Here is a 20,409-nt window from a genome sequence, read left to right on the forward strand (position 1 = left end):
CCCGGACGGCGCATCTATGCTTAGCAAGCGCTTGGTAGAACAGAGGGGATGCCGATGGATCGCCCGTTCCGGTTCGCCGCCGTGATCCGCGAGGCCGGCTCGGCCAGGGCCTGGGCCGAGGCGGCACTCCGCCTGGAGGGCTCGGGCTTCGACGTGCTGCTCGTCCCCGACCATCTGGTCGGTCCCCGCTTCGCGCCGGTCGCGGCGATGACCGCGGCGGCGTGCGCCACCAGCCGCCTGCGGGTCGGCACGCTGGTGTTCGCCAACGACTTCCGCCACCCCGCGGTGCTCGCCAAGGAGGCCGCCACCGTCGACCTGCTCTCCGAGGGCCGCCTGGAGCTGGGTCTCGGCACCGGCTGGATGGCCGCCGACTACGCCGGTGCCGGGCTGGCGTTCGAGCCACCGGGGGTCAGGGTGGACCGGCTGGCCGAGGCGATCACCGTGCTCAAGGGCCTGTGGGCGGACGGCCCCTTCACCTTCCACGGCAGGCACTACCGGATCACCGCCCTGGACCAGACCCCCAAGCCCCTGAGCCGCCCCCACCCTCGGCTGCTGCTCGGCGGCGGCGGCCCGCGCATGCTCGGGCTGGCCGCCCGCGAGGCCGACGTGATCAACCTCGGCATGCGGGTACGCGCCGACGGCACCGGCCCCGACGGCACGGACGGCGGTCTGGACGCCTTCCTCGCCAAGATCGACCTGGTACGGCGGGCCGCGGCCGGCCGCTACCACCGGATCGAGCTCGGCACCAGCGTGCAGCAGCTCGGCGTCCGCAAGCGGGACGAGCCGTGGAGCGCCGCCGACTCCTCCCGGCAGGACGAGACTCCGCAGGTGCTGCTCGGCACCCGCCAGGACATCGTCGACAAGCTCCGCCACTGGCGCGACACCCACGACCTGTCCTATTTCGTACTCCACCACGAGCGCGACCTGGACGCCTTCATCCCGGTCGCCGAGGAGCTCGCGGGGCGCTGACCCGCGACGCTTCGGGGTCCCGGGGCCCCGGGGCGTGCGCGACGGACCGCCGGCGGCATGATTGGGCATCATGGACCAGATGATTCTGCTTCGGCACGGCGAGACCGAATGGAGCCGGGACGGCCGGCACACCGGGCGCACCGATCTACGGCTGACCGCCGGAGGCGAGGATCAGGCACGGGCACTGGCCCCGCTGATCTCGGACCGGACGTTCGGCCTCGTCCTGGTCAGTCCGGCCCGGCGCGCGAGGGACACCGCCGAACTCGCCGGCATCAAGGACTACGAGACAGATCCCGACCTGTGGGAATGGGACTACGGCGGCTACGAGGGCATCACCACCCTGGAGATCCGCGAGAGGCGCCCCGGCTGGTACCTGTGGCGCGACGGCGTCGTCCCCGGCGACGCCGAGCACCCCGGCGAGAGCGCGGAGCAGGTCGGCGCCCGCGCCGACCGGGTGATCGCCCGAGCCCTGGCCGCGGACGGCGACGTGGTCCTGGTCGCCCACGGACACTACCTGCGGGTGCTGTGCGCCCGCTGGCTCGGCCTGCCACCGACCGACGGCCGCCTGTTCCGCCTGGACACCGGCACCTACTCCCGGCTCGGCTTCGAGCGCGACGAGCCGGTCGTCCTCACCTGGAACGCGCCCGTCTGACCCCTGGCCCGCGATCGGAGCCCTCCCCCGGATCCCCCTTTCCGCCGCGACAGGCCCTCCTCCTCACCGGAGATCGGCCTGGATCGGGGCAAGGCGGGAGCCGGGGAAGGGCGCCAGCAGGGTCTCCCGCCACGGGCCCGCCAAAAACTCCCTGGCCCGCCTGCTCCAGTCGAGCAGCCGGCCGTCCGGCGCCACCTCGTCGTCCAGGCCGAGCGCCGCGTCCCTGGACCGCTGGAGCGCCAGGTGGTCGTCCAGCGTCATGCCCCAGACGGTGACGACCTCGGTGTCGCAGAACAGGACCTCGTACAGACCGATCGGGCGGTGGCCGTGGTCGGCGAGGACGGGCGCGCGCTCCTCGCGGACAGCGTCGAGGTAGTCCAGCGCGGCCCCGGGTCGCACCTGGGCGCTCTCGAACAGGTAGAACGGGGCCGCGTAGCCCTCGGCGGTGATGTCGGCGAGGGCCGGGCTGCCGTGCACGGCGCCCAGCGGCCGGGAGAAGGCGGAAAAACGCAGGTCGTCGATGTCGGAGAGGAAAAGCCTGCCGTCGACGCCGTCGTAGATGTTCATCATCTGCCGCCAGCCGCCGTCCCAGCCACCGTGGCAGTCCCAGAGCGTGACCGCCTTGAACTGGGGGTGGCCGGTGATGCCGACGGCGTAGAAGGCGCCCACCAGGTCGATGTCCCTGGACCTGATCGACAGTCCCCGGGTCAGTTCCGGGGTGTCGAGGGCCTCGTCTTCCTTCTTGTAGCGGGTGAGCCAGGTGAGGTACTCCAGCGGCCTGCGGGAGTTCATCGGCCGGAAGTCGACCTCTTCGATCAGGTAGATGCCTCGCCGCACGGTAAGCGCCTCCTCAACCCAAGCGAATGCTTGGTTGAACACTAGTTGAGAAGGATCACGCCGTACAGCGCGGAGATCTCGTTCAGGCGGCCGCCGCGGCGGGCTGCGGACCTCGCCCCGTCAGCCATTCGAGGACCCGGCGGTGACCGTGGCAGGCGTCCTCGAAGTGACCCCAGCGCCAGTAACGTGGCTGGTCGCGCACTCCGGTGACCCATGTGCGGTAGGACACCGGAGTGGGCGCACCCTCCCCCGTTGCCGCCGAGGCGACGCCGTAAGTGCGGATCACGACGCGCCCGCCTGGTGCGAACAGCACGTCGTCGGCCACCGGGTACAAGGTCATCTGGTCGAGCACGGCTTGAGCCCCCAATCACTGTGATCTCAAACTCTTCCGTGCCGTTCCACTCCCCCGGTTACACGACCGGCGCGGCCCGGTTAACCCGGCGGCCCTGAAGTAAAAACGGTGTTACACCGTTAAACCGTCGAACTCCCCATCCTTCACCCCGAGCACCAGGGCACGGATCTCATCCCTGGTGTAGATCAGGGCAGGCCCCTCTGGAAAACGCGAGTTCCGGACCGCGATGCTGCCATCCGAAAGTTCGGCAAGCTCGACGCAGTTACCCGTCGAGTTGCTGTGGCGGCTCTTGCGCCAGCTGGCCCCGGCAAGGTCAGTGGCCGGCATGCCGTTGTAGGTCTGCTCCATTTACATCTCTCTGAGAAGGTCGCCGAGGATCTCGGCGGTGCCCCCGGGCGTGGTGCTTTCCACGCACAACTGCTCCATGGCCGTGAGGTATGGATCGATGTCCTCACGTTTGTCCAGGTAGAGGGCACCCCAGAGCTGCTCGACATAGACGACGTCCGACAGGTCGGACTCGGGAAACCGCAAGATGCTGAACGCACCACCCTCGGCAGCGTGCATGCCGAATCGGAAGGGCATCACCTGGAGGGTGATGTTGGGAAGCGTGGCCACTTCCAGCAGGTGCTGGATCTGCTCACGCATCGTCTCCTTACCTCCGATAGGACGCCTCAGGGCCGCCTCGTCGATGACCGCCCACAATCGGGGGCCGTCCTTCTTCGTTAAGCGATCCTGCCGCTGCATGCGCATATGCACACGACGCTCGATCTCCGCCTCCGGCACGTCCGGGTAGCCCAACCGGATCACGGTGCGCGCGTAGGCGGATGTCTGCAGCAGGCCGGGAATGAACTGCACCTCGTAGGTGCGGATCATGTTCGTCGCCTCCTCCAGCCCCACGTAGGTGGTGAACCAGTTCGGCAACAGGTCGCCGTACTTGTGCCACCAGCCGGGGGTGTTCGCCTCGCGGACCATCTCCAGCAGGCCGCGCCGTTCTGCGTCGTCGAGCACGCCGTACAGGGTGAGCAGGTCTTCCACGTCACGCGTCTTGAAACCGACGCGGCCGAGTTCCATACGGCTGATCTTGGACTCTGAGGCACGGATGTGGAATCCCGCTACCTCACGGGCGAGCCCCTTCTCCTCACGCAGCCGGCGCAGACTCGCGCCGAGCATGATGCGCCGGACAGTGGAACCGGTACCGGGCGGATCCATGGACACGTGATGCTCCTCGCTCGCTTTCCTGATCGACAGTCTGTCACTTCGCGGCCGAAGAATCCCTGGCCACGATCAAGATCCCCTTTCGTACGAAATTACCCAATCACCGGTAACGGTAGCGGTTGCACACACCTTATGCACGTGCATTCGCTCTTGCACCTGCACGGGAGTTTGCACCATGATTGCGGCTGTGCAGTCCGCCCAAACCGCGCCCCCCCGAGCGTCAACGTCATGGACGGCGCTCGACTGGTGGCCCCCCGCAGGCTGGTGGCCCGACTCCGCGCGCGATCTTCTCCTCGGATCCCCGGCAGTCATGGCCAGCGCCACCTTCGTGCTCCCACCACACGCCGAGTCCGTCCACTCCGCCCGCAGCTTCGCGACGGGCACCCTCACCGGCTGGAACCTCGGCGAGCTGGGCGAGAACATGGAGCTGGTCGTCTCGGAACTGGCGACCAACGCCCTCAGACACGGCCTCCGGCTCGCCGAGTCGCGCGCCAGGGAGCCGATCCGGCTCTCCCTGATCCGGCGGGGCAATCTGGTCACCTGCACGCTCAACGACCCGGGAGCCGGCTTCCCCGCGCTCCGCGATCCTTCGCCACTCGACATCGGCGGCCTCGGACTGCACATCGTCGAGTCACTGAGCCTTCGCTGGGGCTGGGCACCGCTGGCCCCGTACGGCAAGATTGTCTGGGCCGTCCTGCGGACCGGCCTTCGTGAGGATCCCGCCCCCCTCGACCGCCCGTAGACCCACGAACGCCCGCCGCGTGCCGTTCCCCGCCCCGCTCCTTCACCACCTCCACCGACCTCTTCCGGACGGCGCCGCCTCTTCCCCTCAAGGGCGCCAATCGGTCCCGGGGCCGCCGCTCCTCCCTCCCGGTGGCCCCGGGACCGGTTAGAACCGGATGGAGACCTCATATAACGCGTCGCATTCTGCGCGGTAGATGCCGTCAGAGATGCCCTCTGCATTACCGTGGATGTTTATGGCTCACGGAGAGTCCCCGCGCGAGATTCCTGAGAGAGCTGCGAGATGGACGATCACCTGCTCGGCTGGTTGAAAACCCTCGACGAAGAACGGCTCGCCCGAGTTCTGGCCAACCGGCCGGACGCCATCGCCCCACCGTGGCCGCGCCGCCTGGACACCCTGGCGCAGCGACTGGGCAACGGGTTCGCGGTGATGGAGGTCATGCGCGGCCTGCCGCTGCCCTCCCTGGAGGTGGCGCAGGCCGCACTGACCCTCGGCGAGCAGGCCGGGCCGGAGACGGTGGCCCGGTTCATGGGCGTGCCCGAGGCCGAGGTGGCGCCCTGGCTCGACCTGCTGTTCGACCACGCCCTGGCGTGGCCGGACAGCGAGGGCCGCATCCGGGTGGCCGAGGGGCTCGCCCGGTGGTGGACCGCCCCCTGCGGGCTCGGTGAACCGCTCCCCAACTACCTGAACTCCTGGACGGTCAGCGCCGACGCGCTGCGCGCGCTGGCCAGGACCCTGGGCCTGCCGCACGGCCCGAAGCGGCGTACGGTCGCCAGGGTCACCGAGATCCTCTCCGACCCCCACCGGGTGACCGCGCTGCTGGAGAAGGCTCCCGAGGGTGCGGGGCGGCTGCTTGAGGAGTTCGCCTGGGACGGTCCTGTCCGCGACGTGGACGGCGGCGAGTTCGTGGTGCCGGGGTCTCCCGAGAAGTGGGCCGCCGATCACGGGCTGCTCTTCCGCCCCAGCTGGAATGTGGCCGAGATGCCCCGTGAGGTGGCGCTCGCGCTGCGCGGCCCCGACTACCACCCGCCCTTCACCCCCGTCCCGCCCGACCTCGCCACGCTCCCCGTCGACCCCGAGGCCGTCGACCACCTGATGACCCTGGCCGCGCCACACGTGGTGGAGCGCTGCGCCGCCATGCTGGAGAACACCGCGAAGTTCCCGCTGCCGCTGCTCAAGGCGGGCGGGGTGGGTGTGCGCGAGGTCCGGCGGGTGGCCAAGGACACCGGCTGCGACGAGGACGAGACCCGGCTGCTGCTGGAGGTCTGCGCGGTGGCCCGGCTGCTGGCCTGGGACGACTCCGCCGGCGGGCTGGTGCCCACCGAGAAGTTCGACCGCTGGCGGCTGGACGACGCGGCCGCCAGGCTCAGGGTGCTGCTGTCGGCGTGGTGGCGGATGGAGCGCTCGTCGCTCCGGAAGGTCGACGGCAAGTACGGCACGGTGCTCGGTGACGATCCCGCCGGGGCCATGGTCGCCCGCGCCCGGCGGGCGGTGCTCGGCGTGCTGGCCCGCCTGCCCGCCAGCACCGCGTGCGTCGACCTGGCCGGGCTGGTCGAGTCCGCGTACTGGCACGCCCCGCTGCTGGACCGGTCGCTGCTGGCCGAGTGCGCTCCCGCCGTGCTGGAGGAGGCCCGGATGCTCGGGCTGGTCGCCCTCGACACGATCACCGACCTCGGCCGCGCGATGGCCGGGCTGGACGCCTTCCCCGGCGACGAGATCGACGACTCCGCGCCCCTGGTGGAGAACGACCCCGTGCTGGTCGAATGCTCCACCAGGGCGCTGGCCAGCGTGCGGCGGAGCGCGCTCTTCGGCGCCGACCTCACCGCGGTGGTGACCGGCCCGCCCGCCGGCGAGCTCGCCGAGCTGCTCGACCGGACCGCCGAGCGCGAGTCGCGCGGCGCGGCCTCGGTCTGGCGGTTCACCCCGGCCAGCGTGCGCCGGGCCATGGACACCGGCTACACCGCCGAGGGTCTGCTGACGGACCTCGCTGAGGTGGGCAGGGTGCCGCAGCCCCTCGAGTACCTGATTCACGACGTGGCCAGGCGGCACGGCGAGGTCACGGTGACCACCGTCGCCTGCATCGTGCAGGCCTCCGACCCGGTGCTGCTGGCCGAGATCGCCGGGCACCGGCGGCTGGGCAGGCTGGGCCTGCGACTGCTCGCCCCGACCGTGCTGGCCAGCGCGATGCCCGCCGACAGGACCCTGGCGGCGCTGCGGGAGAACGGCTACGCGCCGGTGCCCATCGAGGACACCGGGGAGATCACCATCCGCAGGGCCCGGGTCGAGGAACCGCGGAACGGGCGGCTGATCCTGCTGCCCGGGGGCAGGGTGGCCGAGTTCGAACAACCCCCGTACCCGCTGGTGGAGCCGCCGCCGGACCCCCGCGAGCACGCCCAGCGCCTGCTCGTCGCCGAGGGCCAGGCCACCCAGTCCGGCGGCAGGACGTGGGCGGTCATCGGCCGCATGGCCTCCCGCCTGCCGACCGCCCAGCAGTCGCTGCTCGGCTTCGTCGTCGATCGGGGCGTGCGGGCGGCGATCACACTGACCGACGGCCTGACCGCCACCATCAGCCACGGCGAGCTGCGCAGCGGCGTGCTTGACGCGTGGTGCGAGGAGGCGGGCGACTATCTGGAGTTTCCGCTGGCCGACATCATCGAGGTCCGCGGCGCCTACGCCTGACCCCGCCGGCCGCCCCGTGGAGCCGAGCGCGTGGAGCCGAGCGCGTGGACCGGCGCCTCCCGGATCCGCGACCGCGGTCCGGCTGATGCGGTGAACATGAAGTGTGGCCGGGTTTCCGGTCGTCGTCTTGCCGAAGCCACCGAACCCGGCGGACGTGCCCGGTCACCGGACTAGAGCTTCTTGGCCTTGACCAGGTCGGCCAGGAGCTTCTCCAGCACGTCGGCGTAGCCCTGGTAGCTGTAGCGCTCCTCGGCGTGCCAGGCGTAGACCTGCCCGGCCTTGACCGCGGGCAGCTTGGCGAAGGTCGGCTTCCCCTTCATCTCGTCGACCCGCATCGACTGGGTGCGGGCGTCCACCAGGATCACGTCCGCCTCGTAGGTGTCGGCGTTCTCCCAGCTCAGCGTCTCCCAGAAGCCCGCCTCGTCGACCTTGCCCGGCACCACGACGTCCAGGCCCAGTTCCTTGAAGTAGCGCACGTCCGCGTGGTCATCGGGATTGACCACCCACATCGTCTCCGGACTGCCCGACATGATCAGGATCCTCAGGTTCCTGGTCTCGGGGGTGACGAGCGCCTTGGCCGCGGCGTCGAACCTCGCCTTGGCCGCGGTCACCTCGGAGGCGTTGAGGTCCGCGCCGAGGGCGGCGGCCACCTCGCCATACTTCCCGATGATCTCGGGCAGCGACCTGCCGACCAGGCGGACGCCGAGGGTGGGCGCTACCTGCTCGATGGTGGAGGTGGACTTCTCCGGCACGTACCAGAGGGTGTCTCCGGTGTACATGCCGCTGACCAGCAGGTCGGGCTGGAGCGAGATGTACTTCTCGATGTTGAACTCGTCCCACACGTTGCCGATGGACTCGACCTTGGTGATGTCGACGTTGCCGACCTGGGGATCCCTGGTCCCGTCCTTGAGCTTGTGCGGACCGAAGACCGCGACCGGGCGGACCCCGAAGTCCCAGAGCGCGGCGGCGGCGCCGACCTGGGCGACGACGCGGGCAGGGCGCTCGGGCCGCTCGATCTTCTTTCCGCGGTCGTCGGTGAAGGCCCACGGACCCGCCGCCGACGAGGAGGCAGCCGGAGAGCCACCGGCCGCGGGTGCCGTCTCGGTGCCGCTCCCGCATGCGGCCAGGGCGAACACGAGGCCGGCAGCCATGAATCCCCGCCGCGGAAGGACAGGTAGGGACATTTCACTCTCCGAAGGATAGGCTTACCTAAATGGCTATTTCATTAGATTAGCCTTACCTTAGCTATACCAACAGGGAGGGGCTCGGTGAGCAGGGCCGGTGTGGCCACGGCCGCGTCCGAGACGGCCGGGGAACCGGACGGCACGCCACCGCCGTCGGCGAAACGGCGTGCGGCCGCGCTGGCGGCCGGACTGCCGGCCGCGCTGGCGATACTGGTGCTGCTGGCGCTGGTCAGTATCGCGGTGGGATCGCGCTCGGTCCCGCTCTCCACGGTGCTGGACGCGCTGCTCGCACCCGACGGGTCCACCGATCACACGGTCATCAGGGACCTGCGCGTGCCGCGGACGCTGATCGGTATCGGCGTGGGCGCGGCACTCGGCCTGGCCGGCGCGCTGATGCAGAGCCTCACCCGCAACCCGCTCGCCGATCCCGGGCTACTGGGCGTCAACCAGGGCGCGGCCCTCGGCGTGACGGTCGCCATCGGGCTGCTGGGCCTGAGCGACCCCACCGCCTACGTCTGGTTCGCGTTCGCCGGTGCGGCCGCCGCCGCGACGCTGGCCTACGCGCTCGGCTCCGCCGGACGCTCGGGTGGCGGCCCGGTACGGCTCACACTCGCCGGTGTCGCGCTGGGCATGGTGTTCAACGCCGCGGCCTCGGCGATCCTGCGGGCCGACACGGTGACCTTCGACCGGATGCGGTTCTGGCTCACCGGGTCGCTGGCCGGGATCAGCGCCGACGTGGCGACCCGGCTCGCTCCGTTCCTCGCGGCCGGCCTGGTGCTCGGGCTGCTGCTGGCCAGGCCGCTCAACGCCATGGCACTGGGCGACGAGGCGGGACGCGCGCTGGGCGTGAACATGGCCCGCACCCGTGGGCTGACCGCGCTCACGGTCACCCTGCTGTGCGGGGCCGCCACCGCCGCCGCCGGGCCGTTGTGGTTCGTGGGCCTGGCCGTGCCGCACGCGGTGCGCGCCTTCACCGGACCCGACCAGCGCTGGGTCCTGCCGTACACCGTCGTGCTCGCCCCCGTGGTGCTGCTCGGCTCCGACATCCTCGGCCGGGTGGTCGCCGCCCCCGCCGAGATGCAGGTGGGCATCATGTGCGCGTTCGTCGGCGCCCCGGTGTTCATCCTGCTCGCTCGCCGCCGGAGACTCGCCGCCCTATGAAGAACACCCTCCCGGCACGAGCCTCAGAGACCCGCCGCACCAACCCATCTATGAAGAAGAACACCCTCCCGGCACGAGCCTCAGAGACCCGCCGCACCAACCCATCTATGAAGAAGAACACCCTCCCGGCACGAGCCTCAGAGACCCGCCGCACCAACCCATCTATGAAGAAGAACACCCTCCCGGCACAGGCCTCAGAGACCCGCCGCACCAACCCATGTATGAACATCCTTCCCTCGGTACGGGCCTCAGAGGCCCGCCGCACGGACCTCTCGTGATCGCTCCACCGCCGGCCACCGCCGGGAAGAGTGCCCGCTCCACCGGGCCCCTGCTGACCGCCCTGCGCCTGCGTTCCTGGTCTCTGCGGCTCTCCCCGCGCGGCCTCGTCACCGGCACCGCCATCGCCGTACTCGGCCTGGTCGTCAGCCTGGTCGCGCTGTCCGTCGGCGAGTTCACGGTCCCCATCCGCGACATCGTGGCCGCTCTGTTCGGTGAGGGGCCGCCGGTCGCCGAGCTCATCGTGAACCGCCTGCGGGCACCGCGGATCGTGACCGGCCTGCTGGTCGGTGCCGCGTTCGGGCTGAGCGGGGCGATCTTTCAGAGCCTCACCCGCAACCCGCTCGGCAGCCCCGACTTCGTCGGCCTCACCTCGGGGGCGGCCACCGGAGGCATCGCCGCCGTGGTGCTGGGCGGCGGCGCCTGGCAGATCGCGGGGGCCTCGCTCGCCGGGTGCGTCGCCAGCGCGCTGATCGTGTACGCCCTGGCCTTCCAGCGCGGGGTGCAGGGCTACCGGCTGATCCTGGTCGGCATCGGGGTCAACGCACTGCTGGTCTCCGCCGACTGGTACATGCTGACCCGCGCCGACATCGGCGACGCGGCCACCGCCGGGGCGTGGATCACCGGCAGCCTCGGCGGACGCGGCTGGGAGCACGCGATCCCGGTCGCGTGCGCGGTGGCCGTGCTCCTGCCCGCCTGCGCCTGGCTGTCACGCCCGCTGCGGATGATGGAGATGGGCGACGACGCGGCCAGGGCCATGGGCATCCGCGTCGAGCCGGTGCGCGCGGCGGCGATCGCCGTCGGCGTGCTGCTGTGCGGTGTCGCCACCGCCGCCACCGGACCCGTGATCTTCGTGGCGATGGCCGCTCCCCAGCTGGCCCGGCGGATCAGCCGTTCCCCCGGCGTCATCCTGGTCACCTCGGCGCTGACCGGCGCCACCCTGCTGGTCTGCGCCGACCTGGCCGCGCAGCGCCTCTTCGCGCCGGTCCAGCTGCCGGTGGGAATCATGACCGCCGCGATCGGCGGCGTATACCTGGTGTTTCTCCTGCGGAGGGAACGACGTTGAGACTGTACGGCACCGGCCTGACCCTCTCCTACGACAAGCGCGTGGTGGCCAGGGACCTGGACGTCACGATCCCCGACGGGTCGTTCACCGTGATCATCGGCCCCAACGCGTGCGGCAAGTCCACGATGCTGCGCGCCCTGGCCCGGATGCTCAAGCCCCGCGCGGGGGCGGTCCACCTGGACGGATCCGTGATCACCTCGCTGCCGTCCAAGGAGGTGGCGCGCAGGCTGGGCCTGCTGCCGCAGAGCTCGATCGTGCCCGACGGCATCACGGTCGCCGACCTGGTGGGCCGGGGCCGCTACCCGCACCAGCGGATGATGCGCCAGTGGTCCCGCGAGGACAAGGCCGCGGTGGCGGCGGCCATGGAGTCGACGGACGTGACCGAGCTGGCCGACCGCTGCGTGGACGAACTCTCCGGCGGCCAGCGCCAGCGCGTCTGGCTGGCCATGGCGCTGGCCCAGGAGACCCCGATCCTGCTGCTCGACGAGCCGACCACCTTCCTGGACATCGCCCACCAGATCGAGGTGCTCGACCTCTGCGCCGACCTGCACGAGCAGGGCAGGACCCTGGTCGCCGTGCTGCACGACCTGAATCAGGCCTGCCGCTACGCCACCCACCTGATCGTGATGCGCGACGGCCGGATCGTCGCCGAGGGCGACCCCTCCACGATCGTCACGGCCGGCCTGGTAAGGGAGGTCTTCGAGCTACGCTGCGAGATCATCGAGGACCCGCAGAGCGGCACCCCGCTGATCGTCCCCGAGACCCGCCGCCGCGCTCCCGCGCCGCTGGGGCGAGGCTAGGTCAGGAGGGTCAGCCCGTGACCCGCCCCGCGGGCTCGTTCTCGGCGGCCGACACCGTGACGATGTCCTGCCCGCGCGTCTCCGGTCCGAAGGCGAGGGCGATGAGGGTGATGGCGGTCAGCACCGCCAAGTAGACCGCGACGGCCCACCAGTGGCCGGTCCAGGCCAGCAGCGCGGTGGCGATCAGCGGCAGGAAGCCGCCGGCGAGCACCGAGCCGAGCTCGCGGGCGAACGCGAAGCCGGACAGCCGGGTCTTGGTGTCGAAGAGCTCGGCGAAGTAGGCCGCCTGCGGGGCCAGCATGGCCGGGTAGAAGACGCCGAGGCCGACCACGAAACCGATGACGATCAGCACCGGCGACAGGGTCTCCAGCAACATGAAGTACGGCACCAGCCACAGCAGCGAGGCGATCGCCCCACCCGCGTAGACGGGCCTGCGGCCGACCCGGTCCGACAGGATCGCCCACAGGGGGACGGCGACGATCTGTACCGCGGAGGCGATGACGACCGCCAGCAGGGTGAACGAACGGTCGATGCCGAGCTGGTTGACGGCGAAGGCGACACCGAAGACGGGGAAGAGGTAGGCGAAGGAGTTCTCGGCGAACCGGGCGCCGACGACCACCAGGAAGCTGCGGGGGTGCTTGCGCAGCACGGCGAGCACCGGCGTCTTGGTGGCCTGTACGGCTCCCCTGGCCTCGGCCCTCTCCGCCTCCTCGAAGGCGGGCGTCTCGTCGATGCGGCGCCTGATGAGGTAGCCGACCAGCAGCAGCAGTGCGCCCAGCAGGAACGGCACGCGCCAGCCCCACGAGCGGAACGCGTCGTCGGGCAGCAGGAGCATGAGCTGGAAGACACCCGTCGACAGCAGGGTGGCGACGGCGAACCCGGTGGGTGCCCAGGCGCCGGCGGCGCCGCGGCGGGTCTGGTCACCGTGTTCCACGGACAGCACGACCGCGCCCGCGTACTCCCCTCCGGCGGCGAACCCCTGCAGCAGGCGCAGCCCGATCAGCAGGACCGGCGCCCAGAAGCCGATCTGGTCGTACGACGGCAGGAGGCCGATCAGCGTGGTCGCCACGCCCATCAGCGTGATCGTGAGGATCAGCATCCTCTTGCGGCCGGCCCGGTCACCCAGGTTGCCCAGCACGATCCCGCCGATCGGCCGCGCCATGAAACCGACCGCGTAGGTGGCGAACGCCGCCAGCGTGCCGACGAGCGGGTCCCCGTTCGGGAAGAACAGCTCATTGAGGATGAGGGCGGCGGCCGTCCCGTAGATCAGGAAGTCGTACCACTCCAGGGTCGTGCCGACGAGCGCGGCGATCCCGGCTCGTCGTGCCTGCTGCTTGTCGTGCGGTATTGCGGTTGTCGCCATGGCGCCAGTTCCTTCGATCACATGAGGGGTGGTTCTACCTGGGCGGTCGCCGGGTCACGGCGCCACCCTGGATGGGGCCGACCAGCTCGGCGTACTGCCCGAGTAGGCCGGATTCCGTCCCGGGTTCGTGGGACAGAACAGGATTTCCCTGGCGTACCGGATCGGTGTCCACGGTGCGGGCGTCAAGGTCGATCGTGACGCGGTCACCGTCCAGAAGCCCGGCGAGAGGTCCCCCGTCGGCGGCCTCCGGCATGACCTGGCCGACGACCAGACCGTAGTTGAGCCCGGAGAGTTCTCCGTCCGTGACGACGGCGACCTGGCCGCTGAGGCCGGCGCCGTTGAGCGCCGCGACGAAGTTGGCCGCGAAGACCGTGCCGGGGCCGCCGCGCACGCCCATGCCGCGCAGCACGATCACCTGTCCGGGCACGATCTCCCCGTTCCCGAGCCCCGCGATCGCCTCGTCCTCGCCGGCGAAGACCTTGGCCGGGCCCTCGAACCTGCGGCTCGTCGCCGCGCTCACCCCCGCGAGCTTCACGATCGCGCCATCCGGGGCCAGCGAGCCGCGGACGATGAGCAGGCCGGGTTCCGGCTTCACCGGGTCGTTCAGCTCCCGCAACACCTTGCCGTCCGCGGCGCGGGCCTCGGCGGCCAGCTCGCCGACCGTGCGGCCCGAGACGGTGAGCGCGCCGGAGTACAGGCGGGGCAGAAGCGTCCGCATGACGGTCTGCACACCGCCGATCTCATCGAGGTCCCACACCTGGTCGGTGCCGTTGGGGCGGATGGCGGCCAGCTGCACGGCGTCCCGCCCCCTGGCCTCGACCGTCGCGACGACGTCGAGACCCAGATCGGCCTCCGCGGCGATCGCGGACAGATGGCGGACGCAGTTGACGGACCCGCCCAGGGCGAGGGCGACCTCGACGGCGTTCTCGATCGCCTCGGCCGTCAGCACCTTCCTGGCGGTGAGCCCCTCGTGGATCATCTCGACCACCCGGCGCCCGGCCTCCTCGGCCCTGGCCAGCATCCGCTCGGAGTTGGCCCGGGTCGGCGCCGAACCCGGCACGGTCATGCCGAGCGCCTCGGCCAGGCAGTGCATGGTGTTGGCGGTGGCCAGCCCCGCGCAGACACCCGGCCCGGTGATCCCCGCGTCCGCCAGGTCACCCAGCTCGTCGACGCCCATGGTGCCCGCGGCGACCGCGCCCACCGACTCGTAGACGGTGTCGATGTCGACCGAGCAACCCGCGTAGGTCCCGCCGCGCTGGTAGCCGCCGATGACGACCACGGAGGGCAGATCGAGCCTGGCGGCGGCCATCAGGTGCGCCGGCGTGGTCTTGTCACAGGAGGACAGGAAGACGATGCCGTCCAGCACGGCGCCCTCGACCGCGGCCTCCACGTCGTTCACCACGAGGTCGCGGGTGGGCATGAGGTAGCGGCCGTTGCGGCCGGCGGTGGTGATGAAGTCGCTCGGCGCGGTGGTGCGGATCTCGAAGGGCAGCCCACCCGCCTCGCGTACCGCGTCGGCGACCCGGGTGGCCACGTCGTCGAGGTGGATGAAGCACACCGAGAGCTTCGACGACGTGTTGACAATCGCGATCTTCGGCTTCAGCTGGTCCTCCAGGCTGATGCCCATGGCGCTCCACTGCGCCCGCCGCACGGCCCAGCGCGAGGTGCCGGGTGTGAAGTTGCTGCGGAGTACGGTGCCGTCCCCCCTGGCGACATCCGCGGCGCTCGCGGCATCGGCCGCACCGTCGACGTTACTGTCGGCGTTACTGTCGGCGTTGTGGCTCACAGCGCGCTCCCGTTCTGTGTCATCGCGGATCTGACCCTGGCCCCGTCAAGACGGCGGTAGGGGGTGCCCTCGTCGAGGGAGAGGACGGTGGCCACCCCTGCGGCGTGGCCGTACTCGAAGCACTGGGCGGTGACCCTGGCCGAGGCGAGCGCCTCGTGCTGGGCGCTCAGGCAGCGGCCCGCGACGATGACGTTCTCCCCCGCCTCGGGCACGAGTGTGAGGTACGGGACCTCGTAATAGTCGTCGATCAGCCAGTGCAGCTTGGGCCGGTCTCCGTCGTGCAGCTCGATCGGCCACGGGCTGCGGACGATGCCCGAGGAGTCCTTGCGCCCCGTCACGACCGCCTCGTTGCTCAGGGTCTCGACGCCGACGACGCTGCGCGTCTGGCGAACGCCCGCCTCCACGCCGGTGTCGACGACGAAACCGCCCGCGCAGCCCGGCATGGTCTCGATGAGGAAGTCGGCGTACGCCCTGACCTGACGGCGGCCCCCGACCTCCGCCTCGGTGAAGTCGGCGGGGTCGATGACGTTGAGCATGCGCCCGTCGGCCCCGGTGAGCCGGGTGGCGTTGACCATCAGCTCGCCGGGGCGGGGGGTGGTGAAGATCCAGATCTTCTGCCGGGGCAGGTCGGCGCCGAGTGCCCTGGCCTCCTTGATCCGCTCGGTCACCCAGGGCGGGCTGATGGTGTCCTCGCCGTAGCCGTCCAGGAACGCCTCGACGTCGACCCCGCCGAGGCGGAAGAACATGGTGGGGTTCTGGATCCGCCCGTCGTCGCCGAACACGTAGCGGCCGCCCGCACGAGCCACGACCGCGGCGTCCCCGGAGGCGTCGACGGTACGGGCCGCGCGCACGACGCCGACCCCGGCGTTCGAGGAGAGCACGGCGCCCCGGTACTCGTCCCCCTCCATCACCACACCGACGACGGAGGTGTGGAAGAGCACCCGCACCCCGGCGGCCGCCAGCAGGTCGTCGGCCGTCTCCCGCCAGACCAGCGGGTCGTGGGCGCTCGTCCACGTCTTGCCGTACCGCTGGGGACGGGTCAGGCCGCCTCGCTTGGACAGCCCCTGCCGGAAGCGCTCGGTGAAACCCCACACCACCTGCTCCGGTGAGGTGCCGGTCTCCGTCGCCAGGTACATGCCGCAGACGGTTCCGGACATGCCGGCCACCGCGGCGCCGCCCGCGAACCCGTACTTCTCGACGAGCAGCACGCTCTTGCCGGCCTCCGCGGCCACCACGGCCGCGGCCACTCCCGCGGCCCCGCCGCCGACCACGAGCACGTCGACGTCGGCCACGACGGGGTAGTCCGCGTCGGGGGACACCACTGCGGGTAGTCGCCAATGGACCACCGATATATCGGTCATGTATTGACCGTACATCACAAGGCGATACTATTGTCCAGTCCGGAAATCCTCTTGAAACATCGCAGACACGGGGTGACGGGTGTCCCTGCCAAACAAATCCGACCGCGCCTACGACGCGATCGAGAACATGATCACTTTTCAGGAGCTCGTGCCGGGGTCGCTCATATCCGAGTCCATGCTCATGGAGCGCACCGGCCTCGGCAGGACGCCCGTCCGTGAGGCGCTCCAGCGGCTGTCCCGCGAGCGCATGGTGGAGATCCACCCCAACCGAGGGGTGCTCGTCCCGCCCACCTCCATCGAGGCCCAGCTGAAACTCCTGGAGCTGAGGCGCACTCTGGAGGCCCTGGCGGTCAAGCTCGCCACCCACCGCGCCGTCCCCGAGCAGAAACGCCAGATGCAGGAGGTCGTCGAGCACTTCAAAGACTGCGAGCCGGACGTGCGCTCCTTCGCGACGATCCTCAAGCGCACCCACGACCTGATCGTCGCCGCCGCTCACAACGAGTACATCTCGGTGGCCATGGCGCCCCTCCAGGGGCTCTCCCGCAGGTTCTGGTTCGCGCACCTGAAGGATTCCGCCGAGGAACTGCGCACGGCGTCACGGCTGCACGGCGACATCCTCCGCGCCATCTGCCACGGCGACGAGACCGAGGCGGTGAACGCCTCGACCAGGCTCAACGACTATCTGGTCGACTTCGCCTACGCCACCCTGCACCCACCGGCCTGAGCAGCTCCCTCCTGGCTCGGGAGAAGGGCCGGGCGCCGCGGACGACGGCACCCGGCCCGTGGAGCGCGGGGGCCGGGTTCGTCAGCCCTCCAGCGCGACCCGGCGGGCCAGGCCCAGCGGGAGACCGCCGGAACCCGCCAGCGTGTCGTGGAAGGTGCGCAGGTCACCGCGGCCCGCGGCCAGGTAGTCGTCGCGGATGCGGTCGATCTCCAGTGCCCCCGTCAGATAGGAGGGCGCCTGGGTGGGCCACGCGCAGTAGCGGTTGACCTCCCCCCTGGCCGTGCCGGGGGTGAGCGAGGACCTCGTGGTCATGAACTCCTCGGCCTGCTCGATCGTCATGTCACCGCAGTGCAGCGAGGTGTCCACGACGATGCGGGCCGCCCGGAAGAGCCGGAAGTCCAGGTGGGCGAGCTCCTGGGCCGGAGTGGTGAAGTAGCCCTGCTCGTGCATGAGCTTCTCGACGTACAGGCCCCAGCCCTCGGCGAAGTACGGGGTGCGGAACAGCCTGCGGGCCCGGCGTGGGTTGCCCGCCATCCAGGACAGGTGCCAGTGGTGACCGGGGTACGCCTCGTGGACGGCGATGGAGGGCATCTGCGCCCTGGCGTTGGTGCGCAGCCGCTGGCGGACCTGCTCCTCGGTGAAGGAGGACGGGGTGAAGGGCACGAAGAAGTGCCCGATCCTGGAGGTCGACAGGGGCGGCGGCGGCAGGTAGGAGGCGACCGCGAGAATGGGCCGCTGAAACTCGGGCGACGGGACGACCAGGCACTCCTCGCCCTCGGCGAAGGTCACCAGGCCGCGCTCGCGGACGAACCTCCTGGCCCGCTCCGTCTCGGCCTCGTACTCGGCCCGCATGTCCTCCAGCGTCGGCGCATGGTCGTCCTGAAGCCCGGTGATGACCGCGTGCCAGTCGCCCGAGCCACCGTCCAGCCGGGCGGCGACCTCGCGCATCCGCGCGTCCAGCTCGTCGTAGGCGGCCTGTCCCCGCCTGAGCAGCTCGTCGGCGCCGTAGCCGAGCATCTCCCGCTCGCGCAGCAGCGTGGAGTAGAGCTCCTCCCCCATCCGCCAAGTGCCCTCCGCCCGGAACCCTTCGAGGAACTCCACCAGCTCGTCGAAGGCCGTCGCCGCGGGCTCGGCCGCCGCGGCCAGCCGGGCCCGCAGCGCCTCGTCGGACACCTGGCCGGGGACCGTCCCGGTGAGGAAGCGGCGAGCGGTCCGCGCCTGGCCCAGCCCCCGCTCGACCAGCAGCGGGGCCGCCAGCGCGGGGTCGAGGTTGGCCCGGCAGGCGGCGAGGACGTCCGGCACCTCGGCCAGCCGCGCGACGGCCGCGTCCACCAGCTCGGCCTCACCGGAGAGCCGCTGCAGGAACGGGCTGAACATCGAGGAGAAGATCGGGCCCACGTAGGCGGCCGGGTCACGCCTCCAGAGCGGCCACGACTCGTACGCGATCCCGCCGCGCAGCGTGGACATGACGAGTTCCCGGTCGATCTCGTCCTCGAAGTCCCCGGCATCCTGGGCCCCCTGGAGTCGTTCCAGCCGGCGGCGCGACTCCCGCTCCCTGGCCAGGATGCCGGCCTCGGTGAAGTCACCGAGGGTCCTGTCGTACCCCGGCGCGCCCGCGAGGGCGGCATAGATGGGATTCTCCGCCAGGTACCAGTCGAGAAATTCGCTTACCAGCTGGGGGGACGTCATACCGCGAGATCCTACTTCGCAGGCGATTTCACCACCGATGTGGTCACCGGCCGACTTTCGCCCCCTCCGAGTCCGCGGACAAGCAGGCGCGGCTCCGCCGTTCCCATAAACTTCATGACGTGGGTGACCCGAAGTTCGAGATCCAGATGCTCCACGACCGCGTCATGGTCAAGGTCGAGCAGGAGTCAGAGGAACGGCGCAGCACGGCTGGCATCGTCATCCCGGCGACGGTGAAGATGGCCAACCGCCTCGTCTGGGGTGAGGTCTGCGGCGCGGGCCAGAACGTCCGGGCGGTCAAGGTCGGCGACAAGGTCCTGTTCAACCCCGAGGACCAGTACGAGGTCGAGGTCCACGGCCAGATCTATCTGGTCATGCGCGAGCGCGACCTGCACGCCATCGCCACCCCGCAGACCGACAACGGCACCGGCCTCTACCTCTGAGCTCCATTGAGCTCCACGGGGGGACGTCACCACCGCCCGGTCTCCGCTGCGCCACCCCGAAGGCCCATGAGACGTCCCTACCGCGCGGATCGCCTCCTGGCGCAGGACGCCCGATCACCGGCCCGCCCTCGGGCCGTGCCGGTCATTTCCGGGTGTATCCGAGGTAGAGCTTGTTGTTCCAATCCTCGGCGGAGAAGGCGGCCAGCACCCGCGTGGTCTTGCCCTTGAGGGTCGACAGGACCACCTGGTAGTGGTTCCCGGAGGGGATGACCGCGATGAAGTGCTTCTCGTCCCACCATCCCCACAGGGCCTTCGGCCGGATGCCGGGCACCTTGGCCGCGAGCCTGCCCGAGGTGCGATCCCAGACACAGACGTGCTCGGTGTAGCTGGACGGGCACCAGGTCATCAGGCCCTTGCCCGAGGGGGTGAAGGCGTCCTCACCACCGGCGGGCCTGCCGGTCTTGGCCAGGGTGCGGCGGATCGTGCCGTCCTGCCCGTAGAAGCGGGCACCGCCCTGGTACTCGGCCACCACCTCGGTGCCGTCGGAGCTCCAGCGGAACCGCGCGGCCTTGTCGACATCGGCCACGGTCACCGTCTTGGCGCTCTTCGCGGACACGTCGACGACCACGAACCCGGAGGTCACCCACGCCGAGCCGCTCTTTCGCTCGGTGGTCAGCACCGCCTTGCCGCCGTCGCGGCTCCAGTGCACGTAGTGCGCGACGAGCGGCTTCCGCACCGTACGGATCCTGGTGCCCTTGGAGGTCGCCAGGTCGAGCAGGACGACCGAGTCGTAGCCGCTCTTGTAGGAGGTGGGCACCGCCAGCGCGCTGCCCCCCTTCGGCGCGACCGTGATCTCCTGGTAGGCGGCCTGCCGGGTGAACCCGTCACCCCTGCGCAGGTAGGTCATCTTTCCGGAGGAGTACGAGGTCACCCTGAGCGGGTCCGTGGCGTCCTCCCGTACGGTGACCCTGGTGCCGGGCAGCACGGTATCGATGGGCGCGGCCGCGGCGTGCGCGGGGAGCGGCACGATCGCCGAGGCCAGAACGACAAGGCAGCCGAGGAACCGGTAAATCCCAGGAGTCACGGACACGCCGGAATCCTAAGCCGGAAAGC

Annotated in this window: 19 protein-coding genes; 9 read left to right on the forward strand and 10 right to left on the reverse strand. The window is 70.7% G+C overall.

Going from position 1 to position 20,409, the window contains the following annotated elements:
* The first annotated feature begins 54 nt into the window (after positions 1-54).
* The gene (locus ABZU75_RS18380; protein ID WP_355555376.1) at positions 55-969 is read left to right on the forward strand and encodes a TIGR03621 family F420-dependent LLM class oxidoreductase; all 915 of its coding nucleotides are present in this window, start codon (positions 55-57) and stop codon (positions 967-969) included.
* A 70-nt stretch (positions 970-1,039) separates the two neighbouring features.
* Entirely contained in the window at positions 1,040-1,621 is a 582-nt protein-coding gene (locus tag ABZU75_RS18385; protein ID WP_350915013.1) for a histidine phosphatase family protein, read from the forward strand.
* Positions 1,622-1,684: 63 nt separating this feature from the next.
* On the opposite strand, the gene ABZU75_RS18390 is transcribed toward ABZU75_RS18385, so the two are convergent.
* The 4 genes from ABZU75_RS18390 to ABZU75_RS18405 form a co-directional block, all read right to left on the reverse strand.
* The gene (locus ABZU75_RS18390; RefSeq protein WP_355555379.1) at positions 1,685-2,458 is read right to left on the reverse strand and encodes a hypothetical protein; all 774 of its coding nucleotides are present in this window, start codon (positions 2,456-2,458) and stop codon (positions 1,685-1,687) included.
* An 82-nt stretch (positions 2,459-2,540) separates the two neighbouring features.
* Positions 2,541-2,798, reverse strand: a complete 258-nt coding sequence (locus ABZU75_RS18395; RefSeq protein ID WP_245651823.1) for a hypothetical protein — start codon at positions 2,796-2,798, stop codon at positions 2,541-2,543.
* Positions 2,799-2,921: 123 nt separating this feature from the next.
* Entirely contained in the window at positions 2,922-3,158 is a 237-nt protein-coding gene (locus ABZU75_RS18400; RefSeq protein WP_355555381.1) for a DUF397 domain-containing protein, read from the reverse strand.
* Complete coding sequence (locus tag ABZU75_RS18405) at positions 3,159-3,980, reverse strand: helix-turn-helix transcriptional regulator (protein ID WP_350915555.1); 822 nt, start codon at positions 3,978-3,980, stop codon at positions 3,159-3,161. It lies immediately after the preceding gene.
* A gap of 355 nt (positions 3,981-4,335) precedes the next feature.
* On the opposite strand from ABZU75_RS18405, the gene ABZU75_RS18410 reads away from it, so the two are divergent.
* Positions 4,336-4,767, forward strand: a complete 432-nt coding sequence (locus ABZU75_RS18410) for an ATP-binding protein (RefSeq protein ID WP_350915019.1) — start codon at positions 4,336-4,338, stop codon at positions 4,765-4,767.
* Positions 4,768-5,049: 282 nt separating this feature from the next.
* Positions 5,050-7,446, forward strand: a complete 2,397-nt coding sequence (locus ABZU75_RS18415) for a helicase-associated domain-containing protein (RefSeq protein ID WP_355555384.1) — start codon at positions 5,050-5,052, stop codon at positions 7,444-7,446.
* A gap of 170 nt (positions 7,447-7,616) precedes the next feature.
* Here the strand turns inward: ABZU75_RS18415 and ABZU75_RS18420 are convergent, their stop codons facing one another.
* Positions 7,617-8,597 carry an ABC transporter substrate-binding protein gene (locus ABZU75_RS18420; RefSeq protein ID WP_355555386.1) on the reverse strand — a complete coding sequence of 327 codons (981 nt, stop codon included), beginning with the start codon at positions 8,595-8,597 and terminating at the stop codon, positions 7,617-7,619.
* A gap of 117 nt (positions 8,598-8,714) precedes the next feature.
* On the opposite strand from ABZU75_RS18420, the gene ABZU75_RS18425 reads away from it, so the two are divergent.
* The 3 genes from ABZU75_RS18425 (at position 8,715) to ABZU75_RS18435 (ending at position 11,933) form a co-directional block, all read left to right on the forward strand.
* Positions 8,715-9,791, forward strand: coding sequence for an iron chelate uptake ABC transporter family permease subunit (locus ABZU75_RS18425; protein WP_355555388.1), 1,077 nt, complete (start codon positions 8,715-8,717; stop codon positions 9,789-9,791).
* 274 nt (positions 9,792-10,065) lie between these two features.
* Complete coding sequence (locus tag ABZU75_RS18430; protein WP_355555391.1) at positions 10,066-11,133, forward strand: iron chelate uptake ABC transporter family permease subunit; 1,068 nt, start codon at positions 10,066-10,068, stop codon at positions 11,131-11,133.
* A complete protein-coding gene (locus ABZU75_RS18435) occupies positions 11,130-11,933 on the forward strand; it encodes an ABC transporter ATP-binding protein (protein WP_355555393.1) in 804 nt (267 codons plus the stop codon). Before ABZU75_RS18430 ends, ABZU75_RS18435 begins: the two co-directional genes overlap by 4 nt.
* Before the next feature lie 10 nt (positions 11,934-11,943).
* On the opposite strand, the gene ABZU75_RS18440 is transcribed toward ABZU75_RS18435, so the two are convergent.
* The 3 genes from ABZU75_RS18440 to ABZU75_RS18450 are packed head-to-tail and all read right to left on the reverse strand — an operon-like array spanning position 11,944 to position 16,443.
* Positions 11,944-13,296 carry an MFS transporter gene (locus ABZU75_RS18440; protein ID WP_355555395.1) on the reverse strand — a complete coding sequence of 451 codons (1,353 nt, stop codon included), beginning with the start codon at positions 13,294-13,296 and terminating at the stop codon, positions 11,944-11,946.
* Between the two features lie 34 nt (positions 13,297-13,330).
* A complete protein-coding gene (ilvD, locus tag ABZU75_RS18445; protein ID WP_355555397.1) occupies positions 13,331-15,082 on the reverse strand; it encodes a dihydroxy-acid dehydratase in 1,752 nt (583 codons plus the stop codon).
* Positions 15,079-16,443 (reverse strand): FAD-dependent oxidoreductase, encoded by a 1,365-nt coding sequence (locus tag ABZU75_RS18450; protein ID WP_355555399.1) that lies wholly within the window; start codon positions 16,441-16,443, stop codon positions 15,079-15,081. The genes ilvD and ABZU75_RS18450 overlap by 4 nt, the downstream gene beginning before the upstream one ends.
* Positions 16,444-16,522: 79 nt before the next feature.
* Between ABZU75_RS18450 and ABZU75_RS18455 the strand changes: the two genes are divergently transcribed.
* Complete coding sequence (locus ABZU75_RS18455; protein ID WP_355555401.1) at positions 16,523-17,167, forward strand: GntR family transcriptional regulator; 645 nt, start codon at positions 16,523-16,525, stop codon at positions 17,165-17,167.
* Positions 17,168-17,248: 81 nt separating this feature from the next.
* Here ABZU75_RS18455 and ABZU75_RS18460 read toward each other — a convergent pair whose 3' ends face one another.
* The gene (locus tag ABZU75_RS18460; protein WP_355555403.1) at positions 17,249-18,856 is read right to left on the reverse strand and encodes a DUF885 domain-containing protein; all 1,608 of its coding nucleotides are present in this window, start codon (positions 18,854-18,856) and stop codon (positions 17,249-17,251) included.
* A 119-nt stretch (positions 18,857-18,975) separates the two neighbouring features.
* Between ABZU75_RS18460 and ABZU75_RS18465 the strand changes: the two genes are divergently transcribed.
* The gene (locus ABZU75_RS18465) at positions 18,976-19,296 is read left to right on the forward strand and encodes a co-chaperone GroES (RefSeq protein WP_343964067.1); all 321 of its coding nucleotides are present in this window, start codon (positions 18,976-18,978) and stop codon (positions 19,294-19,296) included.
* Between the two features lie 142 nt (positions 19,297-19,438).
* On the opposite strand, the gene ABZU75_RS18470 is transcribed toward ABZU75_RS18465, so the two are convergent.
* Entirely contained in the window at positions 19,439-20,386 is a 948-nt protein-coding gene (locus tag ABZU75_RS18470; RefSeq protein WP_355555405.1) for a hypothetical protein, read from the reverse strand.
* Positions 20,387-20,409 lie beyond the last annotated feature (23 nt).

Origin of the sequence: Streptosporangium sp. NPDC005286, from assembly GCF_040607515.1 — a bacterium.
Lineage (GTDB): Bacteria > Actinomycetota > Actinomycetes > Streptosporangiales > Streptosporangiaceae > Streptosporangium.